Annotated in this window: 11 protein-coding genes and 1 pseudogene; 8 read left to right on the forward strand and 4 right to left on the reverse strand. The window is 56.4% G+C overall.

The window, feature by feature from the left end:
* Positions 1 to 9: 9 nt before the first annotated feature.
* The 3 genes from AC2VLR_RS03010 to AC2VLR_RS03020 form a co-directional block, all read right to left on the reverse strand.
* Positions 10 to 1,281: an ATP-binding protein gene (locus tag AC2VLR_RS03010; protein WP_486880805.1), complete on the reverse strand. Its 1,272-nt coding sequence runs from the start codon at positions 1,279 to 1,281 to the stop codon at positions 10 to 12.
* Positions 1,282 to 1,422: 141 nt separating this feature from the next.
* Positions 1,423 to 2,160: a response regulator gene (locus AC2VLR_RS03015; RefSeq protein WP_486880806.1), complete on the reverse strand. Its 738-nt coding sequence runs from the start codon at positions 2,158 to 2,160 to the stop codon at positions 1,423 to 1,425.
* A gap of 1 nt (position 2,161) precedes the next feature.
* Positions 2,162 to 2,710 carry a hypothetical protein gene (locus AC2VLR_RS03020; RefSeq protein WP_486880807.1) on the reverse strand — a complete coding sequence of 183 codons (549 nt, stop codon included), beginning with the start codon at positions 2,708 to 2,710 and terminating at the stop codon, positions 2,162 to 2,164.
* Positions 2,711 to 2,925: 215 nt separating this feature from the next.
* Here AC2VLR_RS03020 and AC2VLR_RS03025 point away from each other — a divergent pair, with 215 nt between their 5' ends.
* The 6 genes and pseudogenes from AC2VLR_RS03025 (at position 2,926) to AC2VLR_RS03050 (ending at position 11,437) form a co-directional block, all read left to right on the forward strand.
* Positions 2,926 to 4,359, forward strand: coding sequence for a TolC family protein (locus AC2VLR_RS03025; protein WP_486880808.1), 1,434 nt, complete (start codon positions 2,926 to 2,928; stop codon positions 4,357 to 4,359).
* A gap of 38 nt (positions 4,360 to 4,397) precedes the next feature.
* Positions 4,398 to 5,411, forward strand: a pseudogene (locus tag AC2VLR_RS03030) (efflux RND transporter periplasmic adaptor subunit); the annotation flags it as partial.
* Between the two features lie 58 nt (positions 5,412 to 5,469).
* Positions 5,470 to 8,562, forward strand: a complete 3,093-nt coding sequence (locus AC2VLR_RS03035; protein ID WP_486880809.1) for an efflux RND transporter permease subunit — start codon at positions 5,470 to 5,472, stop codon at positions 8,560 to 8,562.
* Positions 8,563 to 8,710: 148 nt separating this feature from the next.
* The gene (locus tag AC2VLR_RS03040) at positions 8,711 to 9,226 is read left to right on the forward strand and encodes a hypothetical protein (RefSeq protein WP_486880810.1); all 516 of its coding nucleotides are present in this window, start codon (positions 8,711 to 8,713) and stop codon (positions 9,224 to 9,226) included.
* 162 nt (positions 9,227 to 9,388) lie between these two features.
* The gene (gene mscL, locus AC2VLR_RS03045) at positions 9,389 to 9,844 is read left to right on the forward strand and encodes a large conductance mechanosensitive channel protein MscL (RefSeq protein WP_486880811.1); all 456 of its coding nucleotides are present in this window, start codon (positions 9,389 to 9,391) and stop codon (positions 9,842 to 9,844) included.
* Positions 9,845 to 9,937: 93 nt separating this feature from the next.
* Positions 9,938 to 11,437: a DNA recombination protein RmuC gene (locus AC2VLR_RS03050; RefSeq protein WP_486880812.1), complete on the forward strand. Its 1,500-nt coding sequence runs from the start codon at positions 9,938 to 9,940 to the stop codon at positions 11,435 to 11,437.
* Here AC2VLR_RS03050 and ispH read toward each other — a convergent pair.
* A complete protein-coding gene (ispH, locus tag AC2VLR_RS03055) occupies positions 11,434 to 12,408 on the reverse strand; it encodes a 4-hydroxy-3-methylbut-2-enyl diphosphate reductase (RefSeq protein ID WP_486880813.1) in 975 nt (324 codons plus the stop codon). The two genes, AC2VLR_RS03050 and ispH, sit on opposite strands and share 4 nt — an antisense overlap.
* 200 nt (positions 12,409 to 12,608) lie before the next feature.
* Here ispH and ppk2 point away from each other — a divergent pair, with 200 nt between their 5' ends.
* The gene (gene ppk2 / locus AC2VLR_RS03060; protein ID WP_486880814.1) at positions 12,609 to 13,775 is read left to right on the forward strand and encodes a polyphosphate kinase 2; all 1,167 of its coding nucleotides are present in this window, start codon (positions 12,609 to 12,611) and stop codon (positions 13,773 to 13,775) included.
* Between the two features lie 24 nt (positions 13,776 to 13,799).
* A complete protein-coding gene (locus AC2VLR_RS03065) occupies positions 13,800 to 15,281 on the forward strand; it encodes an MFS transporter (protein ID WP_486880815.1) in 1,482 nt (493 codons plus the stop codon).
* Positions 15,282 to 15,397 lie beyond the last annotated feature (116 nt).

Consider the following 15,397-nt stretch of genomic DNA (forward strand, 5'->3'; position numbering starts at 1 on the left):
CATTTGACATCAGTGCGGCTGACGCAAGGGCAATACCAGCTCCGCCACCAAGCCTCCATCCGGGGCATTGTATAAATTCAAGCGACCGTTATGGTAGGCCATGACCCGCTCGACAATGGCCAGGCCCAGACCAATGCCTCCCCCCTTGCCCGCCTGGGCAAATGGCGCGCGGACCTTGGCCAGTTCCGCCTCAGGAATGCCGGGACCATGGTCCCGCACCCGGATCAGCACCTGTGTACCGGCTTTTTCCGCCTGAATATCCACCGGTCCGGCCCCGTGGGCCTGGGCATTATCAATCAGATTTTGCAGGGCCCGCGCCAGACCGACTTCCTGAATGGGCAGATTCGGCAAGGGCGTACTGGCCGGATGCCAGCGCACTTCGGCCTGCTGACGCAAGACCAGTTGTTGCAACCAACGGCCCAGATCCGTATCCACCAGTAACTCTCGCTCGCCGCTGCGCGCGTAACCCATGAACTGATGGATGACCTTGTCCATTTCCTGAATATTGTCGATGATTTCCTGCCGCACCTCTTCTTCGGCGGGCAAAAACTCGGCACTCAAGCGCATCCGGGTGAGGGGCGTGCGCAAATCGTGGGATACACCAACCAGAACCATTTCCCGCTCCCGCCACAAGCGTTGCAGATCTCTCAGGGTTTGATTGAATTTTTCCGCCAGACGGCGTAAGTCGGCTGGTCCCGCTTCCGGCAAATCGGCCGGGGTATCGCCACTGCGCAAGTCATCCACTCCCTGCATCAGTCGGGTCAGTGGCCGCGTCACCTGACGCACCACCAGGTAAGCACCCAGCCACGACAAGAGCAAAATGGCGGCCAGCTTGAACCAGGGCAAAGGCAAACCTGCCGGACGCGGTATGGGCATCGCCAGGGCCAGGGCTGCTCCGGGCCGGGTTTGCAACCACAAGGTGCCTGAGCGAGGATCAAAACGCAGCAGCGCATCCGGCCAACCCATCCGCCGGAGTTGCTGTAAGGCGTTGACCAGCGGCGGGATAGCGGGAATACGACCATGCATGGCCGTGGCCGGCAACACCTGCAGGCCTTGTCGGGATAAAATCGGCTGTATCGCGGCGCGCTGCGCGGGGCTGAGAGTTTCACTCAGGGTCAGAATCTGCGCCCAATTCTGGGCCATGTGCTCCGCCTGAGGATTGGCCTGATAAATATTAAAAAACCAGTATACCGCCAACTGACTCAAAAAAAGCAGCCCGGCAATAATCAGAAACATCCGGTTGAACAGGGTGTCCGGCCACCCGACCCGATTTTTTTTCATCTACTTTCCATCATGGACTTTTTGACGAGGACATTCTGAATAGATCGGCTACGATGTCGGAGAAGCACCGCTCCGGTCTTGCCCAAAATGTCCTCGTCAAAAAATCATGGGTCCGTAAAACAACCATCACAAAGTGCCGCCTTACGCTTTATCTCCCTCCGCAGTAGCCTTGGCACCATCAGGCACCAGGACATAACCGCGCCCCCACACCGTTTGAATGTAATGCGGATCTCCCGGATCGGCTTCCACAATGCGCCGTAGCCGGGAAATGAATACATCCACCCCCCGGGAACCGGCAGTGACCTCATCACTCCCATGACTCATGGCCAGCAGACGTTCTCTGGACAAGGGCTGCCAGGCATGACTGGCGAGAGCATGCAAAATGGAAAACTCGCTGTCGGTCAGGGAGATTTTCTCCTCTCCCCGCCACAGGCTGCGGGTATCCAGAGCCAGTCGAAAAGGACCGAATACTATGGCTCCAGGGGCCGGGTCCGACGTCCGGATTTCCTGGCTACGGCGCAGCACCGCCCGAATCCGGGCAGTCAATTCCCGGGGCTCAAATGGCTTGGGCAAATAATCATCAGCGCCCACATCCAAGCCTTCGACCCGGTCACTGAGGTCACCACGAGCGGTCAGCATAATGATGGGCAGCTGGGGCTCCTGCTCACGCAGACGCCGGCATATACTGAAGCCGTCTTCACCGGGCATCATCACATCGAGCAGCAGCAGATCGTAATACTCCCGCTCCAGATAGCGATCCATCTGCTGCCCCGAACCCACAGCATGAACGGCAAAACCCTGTCCCTCCAGATAACGGACCAGCATGGTCCGCACCCGGGGATCATCATCTACTAACAGGATCTTGCCGCTCTCTGCCATTTTATTTTCTCCAGGGTCCGTGACGATGCCCCATATCCTGCGCCATCTTGACCACTTTCTGCCACTGCAGCGGGGTCAGGATTTTGTGCAGGTACTGGACCTGCTGAATCCCGCGATCCAGCATCATTTCATGGTCCTTGACCACGGCAGCTTTCAGGGGCGCCAGTGCCGCACCCGATTCCCCATTGAGCAGGGCCTCACGCAACGCCTTGTTGTGCGTCATCATATTCTGTCTCCAGGTCGGGAAATCCTTGCGTTGGGTACTGCGCCAGTTTTTCAGGTCACTCTCTTGGGCAGGGGTCAACTTCAGGTCAATGGCGTGGCGCCAGACAATGGGCATCAGCATGGGCACCGGCATGTTCTGCATCCAGGGTCCACGCATGGGCCCATGCTGCCAGTGTCCGGGATGGCCACCAGGCATCATGCCATCTTCCATGGGACCATGTCCGGCCATGGACGGCGGGGAGGTATTTTCGGCAAATGCCGGCACTGTGGCCAGACCAAAGGCAGCCATCATCAGACCAGATACGGCAAATTTCAGTTTTGACATCCCATTGCTCCTCGTCTCTCAGGGGGAAAGGACTGTTCCTTTCCGTGAGACACACGTTAGCGGCTCACCCCTGCAGTTGCCAGCGACAAATTGTCAACAATTGTGAATAACAGGCCGAATCCATTCACACTTTGCAACAATTTTGGATGAATTTCCGCTTCCCTCAATCCGGCTTTTTCCGGAGAATGCAGGCTCCACGGACGAGGAGCCTGAGCGTGCCCCAGAAACTGCCGAGTGCCATCTTTTGCGCCTTGCTGCTTACCTGCGCCGGTCTCCATCAGGCCAGTGCCGGAGTGATGGGCTGGCTGGCCGACCCTTTCGATACCGATGGCGGAATCAACCAGCAACCCGGTCAGCCCTGGACGGGCCCGGGCGAACTACCAGCAGTCCCCGACGCACAGGGCCTCAATCCGGCAGAGCAGGGCAAGGTCTGGAGCCTGCCCCAACTTACCGCCTATGCCCTCGCCCACAATCCCCAGACTGCGGCGGCCTGGGATGCCCTGCGTGCCCAAGCCGCCGGTGTCGGCATTGCCGAAAGCGCCTGGTTGCCGACGGTGACCCTGAACACCAGTGCCTCCCGCCGTCAGTCCGCCTCCACCGCCGGTTTTACTGTGCCGGCCCGCAACAGCGTCAATCCAAATCTGACGCTGAGTTATACCCTCTGGGACTTTGGTCTGCGCTCTGCCAAAACCGCTGCGGCAAAAGCCCAGGAGTGGGTGGCGGGCTTCACTCAGAATCAGGAAATCCAGTCTGTGGCCTTTAGCGTGGCACAGGCTTATTACCAGGTCCTGGGTAACCAGTCCTTGCTGCTCGCCGATGAAAAAACCGTCGCCGAGAACCAGAAAAATCTGGAGGCCGCCGAAGTCATGCACCGGGCCGGACAGGCGACGGTGGGATCCTTGTACCAGGCGCGAGCCGCCCTGGCCCAGGCGCAGTCCACTTTGGCCGCCCAGCAACAGAGCCTGCGCAGCAGTCAGGGCGTCCTGGCCAGTGCTCTCGGCCTGAGCCCGAAAACCCTGCTCAACATTCACCCCTTGCAACTGAACCAAACTCCTCCGGAACTGCACGATGCCGCAGAAACACTGATGCATTCGGCGCTCAGCGCCAATCCGGCCCTGCAGGAAGCTCGTGCCCAGGTTGCTGCCGCCCGGGCCAATGTCCGCAGCGCCGAGGCCAGCGGCCTGCCCAGCCTCGGGGTGAGCAGTTCTTATGGCTATCTCTTTCAGGGCGGTTTTCGACCCGGAGATACCTGGACGGTCGGTTTTACGCTGACTGTTCCTCTATTCACCGGCTTTAATAATCATTATCAAATCCGCCAGAACGAAGCCCTGCGCGATCAGGCAGAAGCCAATCTCGCCACCAGCCGCAACAGCACGGAGAGTACGGTCTGGCAGGATTATCATAATTTTCAGGGGGCCACAGCCGCCTGGCCGGGAGCCCGCAGCGGCCTGCAAAATGCGGAAAAAGCGCTGGAGGTTGTCCAGGCCCAATATCGGGTGGGTCAAGCCACCATCCAGGATGTCTTGCTGGCAGAATCCACCCTGGCCCAGGCCCGATACACCCTCATTCAGAATCTGGTCAGCAGTTATGTGGCACTGGCACAACTCAGCCAGGCCGTGGGCATGCCTTTGGGAGCACAAAAACCGTGAGTCGTTACCCGCTGATACTTCTCCTGAGCGCCACTGTAATGGGCCTTGCCGGCTGTCAGGGCAAAGCCCGGCATGAAATTCCGCCCCTCCAGGTCGAACTGGTCAGTCCCCGGGTGCAAAACATGACTCACTATGTGGGCTATCTGGGTACAGTGACTCCCCTACAGACCGTCACTGTCATCCCCCAGACCTCAGGCCTTTTGCAGCGCGTTGCCTTTACCCAGGGGACCATGGTCAGCAAGGGACAAATCCTTTTTACCATTGACCCGGCGCAAACCCGGGCCGCCTTGGCTCAGGCACAAGCCAAACTGGCGGCCGATCAGGCCACGGCGCACTACAACCATAATCTGGTCGAACAGGATCGCCCGCTGGCTGAAAAAGATTTCATTACTCGCCAAAGTTTTGATCAAGCCGTTTCCCAGGCCCAGGCCGCCAGTGCTCAGGTCGCCGAGGATCAAGCTGCCGTGCAGCAGGCTCGGATTAATCTTTCCTACACGCAGATTGTCGCCCCCATCAGCGGCCGCATCGGGCTGGCGCTGGTCAAGGCGGGCAACCTGGTCGTCGCTAACCAGACACAATTGACCACCATCAACCAAACCAGCCCCATCACCATCAATTTCAGCGTCCCTCAAGCTGAGCTGGATGCTGCGCGGCAGGCGCAGCAGCAGGGCACTCTGCTTCCCATCACCAATGAAAATGGCGGCCATACTCTGGACCAGGGCAAACTGACTTTTATCGATAACACGGTCAGCGCCAATACGGCCACTGTCAACCTGCAGGCCACCGTGCCCAACACTGACCTTAAACTCTGGCCAGGCCAGTATGTGCAGGTACAAATGCCTGTCCAGCATGTCGAGAACGCCTTGGTGCTTCCCGTCGGCGCGGTGCAACAGGGTAGTTCGGGCCCCTTCGTTTATGCCATAGATCAGGGCAAGGCCAGCGATAAATCCGTTCAGGTCCTCTGGGAAACGGGTGCACAAGCGGTGATCAGCGGCATCCCCTCTACGGCTCAGGTGATTTACCCGCTCCCGGCGCGTATATATCCCGGTGCGGCCGTGCAGGTACTGGGTAAAGACAGCAGCACCGACATACCCATTCAGGGAAAGCATCATGAACTTCTCCGCCTTGTTCATCCGCCGCCCGGTGATGACGGTCATCATCATTCTCGGTCTGGTGCTTTATGGCATTTTTGCTTTTACCAATATGCCGGTAGCCCTGTTGCCCAGCGTCGATTTCCCGACGGTCATGGTGTCTGCCAGCCTGCCCGGGGCCAGTCCCCAGACCATGGCCAGCGCCGTAGCCACCCCGCTCGAAAAACAGTTCTCGTCCATTCCCGGACTGTCTTCGATGAGCTCCGTCAACAATCAGGGATCGACGCGAATCATCCTGCAGTTTGATCTCAGCCAGAACATTGATGTGGCGACCCAGAATGTATCCAATGCGGTGACCCAGGCCAGTCATCTCTTACCTCCCGGCATGCCCAGCCTGCCATTCGTCAAACAGCTGAACCCTTCTGCGGCGCCCATTGAGTTCATTGCTCTTTCCGCCCCCAACATGCCCATCTATCAGCTCAACCAGTATGCGGTAGACAAGGTCGTGCCAGCCATTTCCGGGATTCCGGGAGTCGCCCAGGTACAAATATTTGGCGAACAGAATTACGCCGTCCGCATTCATGCCAATCCTTTCGCCATGCAGGCTCATGGTGTCTCCCTGCAGGCACTGAGTACGGCTATAAGCAGTCATAATGTCAACTTACCCCAGGGAACTGTGCTGGGAGCAGTGCGCAATTATGCCGTGAATGTGCACGGACAACTCCATGACGCCCAAGCTTTTGCCAATATGCCCGTCAGTTTTGCCAATGGTGCCGTGGTCCCCCTCGCGGCCATCGCCGAGGTCCGCAATGGTGTCGACAATGACCAGATTGCCAGCTGGATCGGCAGTCAGCGGGCCCTGATTCTGGCTGTCATCCGCCAGCCCGATGCCGACACCGTCGCCATTTCCGATGCCATCGGAAAACGCCTCCCTGGCCTCAGCGCCAGCCTGCCGGGGGGTGCGAAAATGACGGTTGTTTACGACAAGGCCGACTATATCCGCGCTGCAGTGGAAGAAGTGGAAATCACCTTGTTGCTGGCTTCCCTGCTGGTGGCCGGGGTGCTCTGGCTGTTCCTGCGCCGGGGCAGCCCCACACTGATTGGTGCAGTGGCTATTCCGGCCTCCATTCTCGCCACCTTTGCCATCATTTACGAACTGGGCTACACCCTGAATACGCTGACGCTGTTAGCCCTGACCCTGGCGGTGGGATTTGTGGTAGACGACGCCGTGGTCATGCTCGAAAACATCACCCGCCACGAAGAAAATGGCGAAGCACCTTTTCAGGCTGCCATAGCGGGCAGCCGGGAAATTGGCTTCACCGTGATTTCCATGACCCTGTCCCTGGCCGTGGTGTTTCTGCCCTTTTTGGTGATGGGCGGCATTATCGGCCGCCTGTTTCGTGAATTCGGCGTCACTATTGCCATTGTCATTCTCATGTCAGGACTGATTTCCCTGACCCTGACACCCATGCTCTGTGCTCGTTACCTACGCGTAAAACATGCCCATCCCAGTCGCTTTGAGCAGGGATTTTCCAGACTGCGCGACTGGTACGGACGCAGCCTGCGCAGCACCCTGCAGCATCGTGGCTGGATTTATGGCGCCGCTTTGCTCAGCTTGCTGGGCATGGTCGGCTTATTCATCATTCTGCCCAAGGGGTTCATTCCCAGCGAAGACAGCGGCATGATCATGGGCAACCTCGAATATCCCCAGGGAATCTCCTTCAGCCAGCTGGAAGATACCCAGCAGCGCATTGCCGCTGCCGTGGGTCACAATTATGCCGTGCAGGCCGTCATGTCCAGCGCCGGACAGGGAGCCGGTGCGTTTGGGTCGGCCAATACCGGGCGACTGATCATCCGCCTGAAGCCTCTGGGACAAAGAGCTTCCGGCGAACAGGTCATCGCTCAACTACGCCAGATTGTCAGCCGCTTTCATGGTGTGGAAGCGAGTTTCCAGCTACCTCCCGCCATTCAGATGGGGCCGGTATCTTCTCAGTCTCACTATCAATACATTCTCCAGAGTGAAGATCAGGACAGCCTCAACGAAGCTGTACCCAAGCTGGTCAAAGCCTTGCGTAAAACCCCCGGGATCCAGGCCGTCAACAGTGACTTGCAACTGGCCAACCCCGAAATCGAGGTGCACGTCCTCCATCAGCGTGCCCAGGCTCTGGGGGTGACCCCTCAAGGCATTGAACAGGCGCTTAATTTTGCCTTTGGTGGCACCCAGGTTGGCACCATTTACGCCTCGACCAATCAATACGAGGTTATCCTCGATCTGGAAAGAAAATTCCAGGAAAATCTGGGGGCACTTTCCGCCATCAGCATTCCCGGTAGCGCCGGTCTGGTGCCCCTGGCCGCTATCGCCCATTTTGCCTACGGCGTGGGGCCTTTGAGCATCAGCCATTATGACGGGCTGCCCAGCGTCACTATTTCCTTCAATTTAGCCCCCGGCGTTTCCCTGGGAGATGCCACTCAAAAAGTCCAAAAAACCGCCGCAGAGATTTTGCCCGCCAACGTGCAGGGCGAATTTGGCGGTTCAGCGGCGGCATTTTCCCAATCCACCAGCACCCTGCCCTTGCTACTTTTGGCCACCATCGCCCTGATCTACGCCATTCTGGCCATCTTGTATGAAGATTTCATTCACCCTTTGACCATCCTCACGGCACTACCTCTCGCCGGTTTCGGCGCACTCCTGGCTTTGTGGATATTCCATCAGGAGCTGGACTTGTTCAGCTTCGTGGGTATCATCATGCTCGTCGGCCTGGTCAAGAAAAATGGCATCATCATGGTGGATTTTGCCGTACACCGCCGTCGCGAGGGGGCCACCGCAGTAGATGCCATTGTCGATGCCTGCATGACCCGTTTCCGGCCGATCATGATGACCAACCTCGCAGCCGTTCTGGGCATTTTGCCCATCGCCATCGGTATTGGCGCCGGCGCTGAATCGCGAGTGCCTCTAGGTGTGGCGGTTGCCGGTGGCATTATTGTTTCGCAATTCCTCACCCTCTATATCACCCCGGCTTTTTATGTGCTGTTTGAAAACTGGAAGGGGCGCTGGCAACGTCATTCCCAGGCGCCCCAAAACCAAGCGGCAATATCCGGAGAATCTCTATAACTCGGCTTTTTGCAACACCCGTACGCTGTAGCGCTGTGGATGAGTCCAGCATTTTTGCCAAAACACAAAATTTGGAGATACTTGTTTTAGCATTATCATAAAATTGTGATATAAAACGGACAACTATCCACAGAAGAGAGAGTCCGTAATGCCTGCAAAAATTTTGTTCATCCTTGTCCTGGCCAGCCTGGCAGGGTGTGCCACCGTAAACTCCGCCGTACCTGATCATGGGGCAAGCAGTGCCGCCACCCAAAGTGCTCAACTAGCCCAAGAAAAGGCAAAACAGGCCGAACAGCGTCTGGCCGCCGTTGCCGGGCAGCGTGCCAGTGCCGAGCGACAATTTTGCCCAAACTGGCAGCAGGCTTTACTCCGTGCCCGCAATAATGCGATCGGCTGCGCCCGGATGCCGGTCAATGCCCAGTCCACCTGCTGGCAGGCCGTCGCCCAGTGGACCAACGAAGAAAGCCGGTATTTTCACGCCCTTCAGCCTTTTTTTGCCGGCAGCCCTTACGCCCGCCCAAGCGGACATGCCGCTCATTTTTTTGATCTGGCGCAAAGCTGGGCCATGACCTGTGAAAATGGCAGCGAAGCCTGTACCCAGGCCAATGGACACCAACAAATGGATCAGGAAAAAATCCAGGTGAATCATTTCTGCAGCCATTAACCGTAAGCAACACATCCTCCCCGAAAAACAGAGATTAAGGTCCTGATTATTATATCTTGAGCGTTTGTCCGGAAAATGCGTATGATTCCATTAGACAGAACTTACTGTCTTTACAATCAACTACAACAATCTGATTTTCTATGACCAAAAAAGGGAGAAAACATGTTCAAGGACTTTATCAATGATTTTAAGACATTTCTGCAGCGCGGCAATGTCATCGACTTGGCTGTAGCTTTTGTCATCGGTACCGCATTTTCTGCCATTGTCACCGCGCTGGTCGGTGATATCATCATGCCACCCATTGGCCTGCTCCTCGACAAAGTCGATTTCTCCAATTTATATGTCATTCTGAAGGAAGGCAGCACCCCTGGCCCTTATCTGACTCTGGCTGCCGCCAAAAAGGCCGGGGCTGTTACACTCAACTACGGCCTGTTCATTATGGCTCTGATCAGCTTTTTCATTATTGCACTGGTCATATTTTCTATCGTCCGGGTTATTAACAAACTCTACCCGAAACCTGCAGCACCGGTTTCCACCAAAAGTTGCCCCTACTGCCTGTCCAGCATCCCCCTGGCGGCTACCCGTTGTCCCAACTGCACTTCTCAACTGGAATCCTGACCCGGTTACCTGACGAAGTCGTGGTATCGGCTTCGTCTTTTCTGATGCCTGGCGTATGCTGGTGATTCATTTTTTTATTCAGGTATACGCTTGGTGATCTGGGAATTTTTTCTGATTTTTCTGCTGGGGCTACTGTTCGGTCTTGCCATTCTATATGTATTGAATCGGCAAAATTTACGCCGCCAACAGGACGATACTAAAGTCCTTCAGTCCCAACTGGAGCATGTAATCAACGAACTGCGCACCCAGGTTCAGGAACAGCAAGCCGCCCTGCTCCAACAAAATGAACTACGGGTCCGGGCAGAAACCGAAAACCAGCAGATTCCGTCACTGCATGCTGCTCTTCATACCGCCCAGTCCGAAACTGGACAACTCCGGCAAACCCTGAGCAGCTTGCAAGGACAACTGGCCGAACTGCAAGAACGTCTGGAACAGGAGCGCTTGCGCAGCGCCGAAAAATTGACCGTGCTGGAAGATGCCCGGCAACGCCTTGCAGAGACTTTTCAATCCCTTTCTGCTGATGCCCTGCGCCGTAATAATCAGTCTTTTCTGGAGCTTGCCCGGGAAAATCTGGAACGTTTCCAGGAAAATGCCAAAAGCGACTGGGAGGGACGCCAGAAAGCTGTGGATCAGCTGATCGAACCGATTCGCAGTTCCATGGAAAAAGTCGACCAGCGCATGGAGGCCATGGAAAAAACCCGCATTGATGCCTATGGCGCCCTGAATGAGCAACTGCGGGGGTTGGTACAGGATCATCTTCCCCGCCTGCATCAGGAAACAGCTTCTCTGGTAAAGGCCTTGCGACAACCGGCAGCGCGCGGACGCTGGGGAGAAATGCAGCTCAAACGCGTAGTGGAAATGGCCGGAATGCTGGCCTATTGTGATTTCACCGAACAAACCAGTGTGCACACCGAAAATGGCCAACAACGCCCGGATATGCTGGTACGGCTCCCCGGCGGCAAACGTCTGGTGGTTGATGCCAAAGCGCCCCTCAATGCCTATCTGGAAGCCATGGAAAGCGATGATGAGGCCAGACGTCAGTCTTTATTGCTCAAACATGCCCATGAGCTGCGTAACCACATGACGCAACTCAGCAAAAAATCCTACTGGGAACAATTTCAGCCCACCCCCGAGTTTGTCGTACTATTCGTTCCCGGTGAAGTGTTTTTCAGCGCCGCCTTGCAGGCGGATCCCTCACTCATTGAATTTGGCGTTGAACAAAAAGTCATTGTCGCCAGCCCCACCACCCTCATCGCCCTGCTGCGCGCAGTTTCCTACGGCTGGCGGCAGGAGTCACTGGCCGAAAACGCCAAGGCCATCAGCGAACTAGGCAAGGAACTCTATGATCGCCTGCATACCCTGGCCGGACATTGGAGCCGGGTCGGCAAAAATCTGGGGCAGGCTGTGGACGCCTATAACAAGGCAACCGGCTCCCTGGAAGGACGCGTACTCAGTTCGGCCCGCAAGTTCCGCGATCTCAAAGCCGCTGCCGAGGATAAGGAACTCAGCGTCCAGGAACCGGTGGAAATCAGTGCCCGCCATTTACAGGCGGACGAATTGCTGGACCGGGATTCAGCAGGTCCCGGCGCCTAAACCGCCTCTCCCGACGCTTGTCCGGATTCCTGCCGCCGGGACTGCGCCTGTACCAAAGCCAAGGGCAGGCTGAAAATGACCTTTTCTTCAACGCCAGCAGTTTCCCGGGGGACGGTAGCCCCCCATGCCTGCAACTGCTCGATAATCCCCCGGACCAGACTCTCGGGCGCAGAAGCACCGGCACTGATTCCGATTTTGCCCACATCCGCAAACCATTCCCGACGCAACTGGCTGGCATCTTCAATCAAATGGGTCGGCGTATCCAGACGTCCGCCCAGCTCGGCCAGACGACTGGAGTTGGAACTGTTGGGCGCACCAACTACCAGTAAAATGTCCACCTCGGGCGCCAGGCTTTTGACCGCATCCTGACGGTTCTGGGTGGCATAACAAATATCGTCTTTTTTAGGCCCCTGAATCCGGGGAAAACGCTGACGCAATGCATCAATCACCTCGGCCGTGTCATCCATGCTGAGAGTTGTCTGGGTAATGTACGCCAGCTTTTCGGGGTTACGTGGCGTCAGGGTGGCCACGTCAGCCACGGTGGACACCAGATACATCATGCCCTCTTCTACCTGCCCCATGGTGCCTTCAACTTCCGGATGACCGGCATGGCCGATCAACACCATTTCCATACCCTCCCGACTGTATTTTTTGACTTCCATATGCACCTTGGTCACCAGGGGACAGGTCGCATCAAATACACTCAAACCCCGGGCGGCGGCATGCTGGCGCACCGCAATGGGCACTCCATGGGCGCTGAAAATCACCGTTGCCGCATCGGGCACCTCATCCAGCTCTTCCACAAATACCGCGCCTCGGGCGCGCAGGTCTTCGACCACATGGCGGTTATGCACTACTTCATGACGTACATAAATAGGCGCGCCGAACAACTCCAAAGCCCGATCGACGATTTGAATGGCACGATTGACGCCGGCACAAAAACCGCGCGGATTGGCAAGCAGAATTTCCATAGGGAGGCTCTCTTTAACAGTTCAGGGAATGGTCCATCCTGCTGGCGACGCTGTCAACCCGATGCTTTGCCGGTTCAGCCATGGGCTACGCCCTATACTGCTGTAGCAGCTTATAGTTAACCGCAACCCATTGACTGTCATAAAAATGTCATATTGACCTGATATGCTCCTGTAGAAAATTTATTTTTCCAGGAGTCAGCATGGCAGAAAGTTCCAACACCAGCGGCAAGCAGCAAGCATCCTCCAATGATAATCACGAGTCTGTTCTCACCACAGCTGGAGACGTTGCTCCGGATTTAAGTCCTGAAGGCATTCGTGAATTTGTGGTAAACGAAGCCATTGAAGCGGCACAAGCCCAGCAAAGCGCCATTGTCAGCGATTATGTCAGCAGTCACCCCCAGGCCGCCCAGTCCCTGGATGCAGCTATCAATGTGATCCATTCGGATGTCAGCCCCGAAGACCTGGAACACCTGCACGAAAATGGCGCCATTCATCCCGACAAATATGTGTCGAACACCAATGACACCTTGAACGAAGACTGGCGCACCGGCGGATATCCCTACAAGTATCGAATGACGCGCCGGGACTATGAGCATGAAAAATACAGTTTGCAGGTAGAACTACTCAAATTGCAGGCCTGGGTAAAGGCCACCGGTCAAAAAGTCGTGGTGATTTTTGAGGGCCGCGATGCGGCAGGCAAGGGTGGCACCATCAAACGTTTCATGGAACATCTCAATCCGCGCGGTGCCAGAGTGGTGGCCCTGGACAAGCCCTCGGAAAGGGAAAAAGGTCAGTGGTATTTCCAGCGTTATGTCGAACAACTGCCCACTGCCGGCGAAATGGTCTTTTTCGACCGCTCCTGGTACAACCGCGCCGGCGTCGAAAGAGTAATGGGCTTTTGCAATGAAGCTGATTATCAGGAATTCATGCGCCAGGTGCCGGAATTTGAGCGACATCTCATTTATAGCGGCATTCATCTCGTCAAACTCTGGTTTTCCGTGACCCGCGACGAACAGCGCCGCCGCTTTGAAGAGCGCAAGGTCCACCCCCTCAAACAGTGGAAACTGTCGCCCATGGATCTCGCCTCCCTGGATCGCTGGGAGGACTACACCCGCGCCAAGGAAACCATGTTTTTCCATACCGATACGGCTTATGCACCGTGGACCGTGGTCAAATCCAACGATAAGAAAAGAGCGCGACTGAATGCCTTGCGCCATTTGCTCCAGGTGATTCCTTACGACAACAAGGACATGCAGGCCATCGGCCCCGTCGACAGCCTGGTCGTCAGCCGGGCCCACGTCATGTATGGCGAAACCAATTCTCAGGAACTCAATCCTTTTAACAACAGCCCGGAGTCCGCCGGATAACCCCACTTCAAGGAGCACTCGTCCATGAGTTCAGAACCCGTGAATATCCCGCCCAGCGGGAAAAGTATCCAGCAGTATATTGATGAAGTGCCCGTCTGGCCCGACGGTACCGCACTCAAAGGCACGCCTATGACCGCCATGCAGTGGCGGATCTGGAGTCTCGCCGTGGCTGGCAAATTTTTTGAAGGCCTGGTCATTTTCATGACCGGTATTGCCCTGCCCCTCATTGTTCAGGACTTTTCCCTGCAAGCGGCGCAAAAGGGTGTGGTCACCGCTGTGGCTCTGTTCGGCATTCTGATTGGCGCCACCATGCTGGGCGGGCTCTCCGATGTATTCGGCCGCAAGCGCATGTTCATCGTCGAGATGGTACTTTTCGTCGCCTTTCTTATCGGCCTGACCCTGAGCCCCAACTATATCTGGATGGTAGTCTGCCTCTTCGGGATTGGTCTGGCCCTGGGCTGTGATTATCCCACCGCCCATCTGGTCATTTCCGAAGCCGTTCCCAGCAAGGGACGCGGCGGCCTGGTGCTCGGCGCCTTTGCCTTTCAGGCGGTGGGCGCCATTGTCGGAGCAGGTCTGGGCATCGTCATCCTCGACGTCTATCCCGAAGTCGATGCCTGGCGCTGGATGTACGCCGCCGCCATTATTCCCGCCATTCTGGTGATTGTCGGCCGTTTTTTCATTACCGACAGCCCCCACTGGCTGGCCAGCAAGGGACGCGTGGAAGAAGCCGAAAAAGAAACCCGCAGACTGCTCAAACGCGTACCCCAGTATCCCAAGGAAGTACGCCTGAACAAGGAACATGCCCACGGGCATCAGAAAGTCAGCCCGGAGGTACTTTTCAACACCCATAACCGCCGTGCCACCTTCCTCGCCTCCATTCCCTGGTTCCTGCAGGATCTGGGTACTTACGGTATCGGTATTTTTACCCCGGTCATTCTGGCTACCACCCTGGGCTCCTCCAAAGATGTACATTCTGTGGCTGATCTGGCGCAGAACGTGATGCTCTCCGCCAAAGGTACCGCCCTGCTCGATGTCCTCTTGATTCTGGGGGTACTCGCGGCCATCTTCATGGTGGAAGGTACGGGTCGGATCAAATTGCAGATCATCGGTTTCATTGGTTGTGCTGTAGGTTTGGGGCTGGCGGCCATCTCCCTGAACCTGCCCGCTGGTGACAAGACCATTCTGCTCTTCGCAGGATTCATGCTTTTCAACTTCATGACCAACCTTGGGCCCAATGCTCAGACTTATCTGCTGGCAGGAGAGGTGTTTCCCACATCGATTCGTGGCTACGGGGCCGGTTTCGCCGCTTCTTTCGCCAAGATTGGTGCAGTCATGACCGCTTTTCTGTTCCCTATCCTGCTGCATACCATTGGTACCCAGATCCTGTTGATCATTCTGGTAGGGACGTCGATACTGGGCGCCATCGTCACCTGGATCTTCCGGGTAGAAACCCGGGGTAGCCTGGAAAAAATCGAAAAGGCGCGTATCCAGCCGCAGGTCTGATATCCCTGTTGATGAAGGGCCGAAGAACAACCGGCCCGGTTTTCCCGCCGGAAATGGCTTTTGCCTTTCCGGCGGAATTATTTACACGCTACCGCAAAATCAGGAAAGGAGCCGGA

The sequence above is a fragment of the Acidithiobacillus sp. TH-A117 genome, from assembly GCF_057473465.1.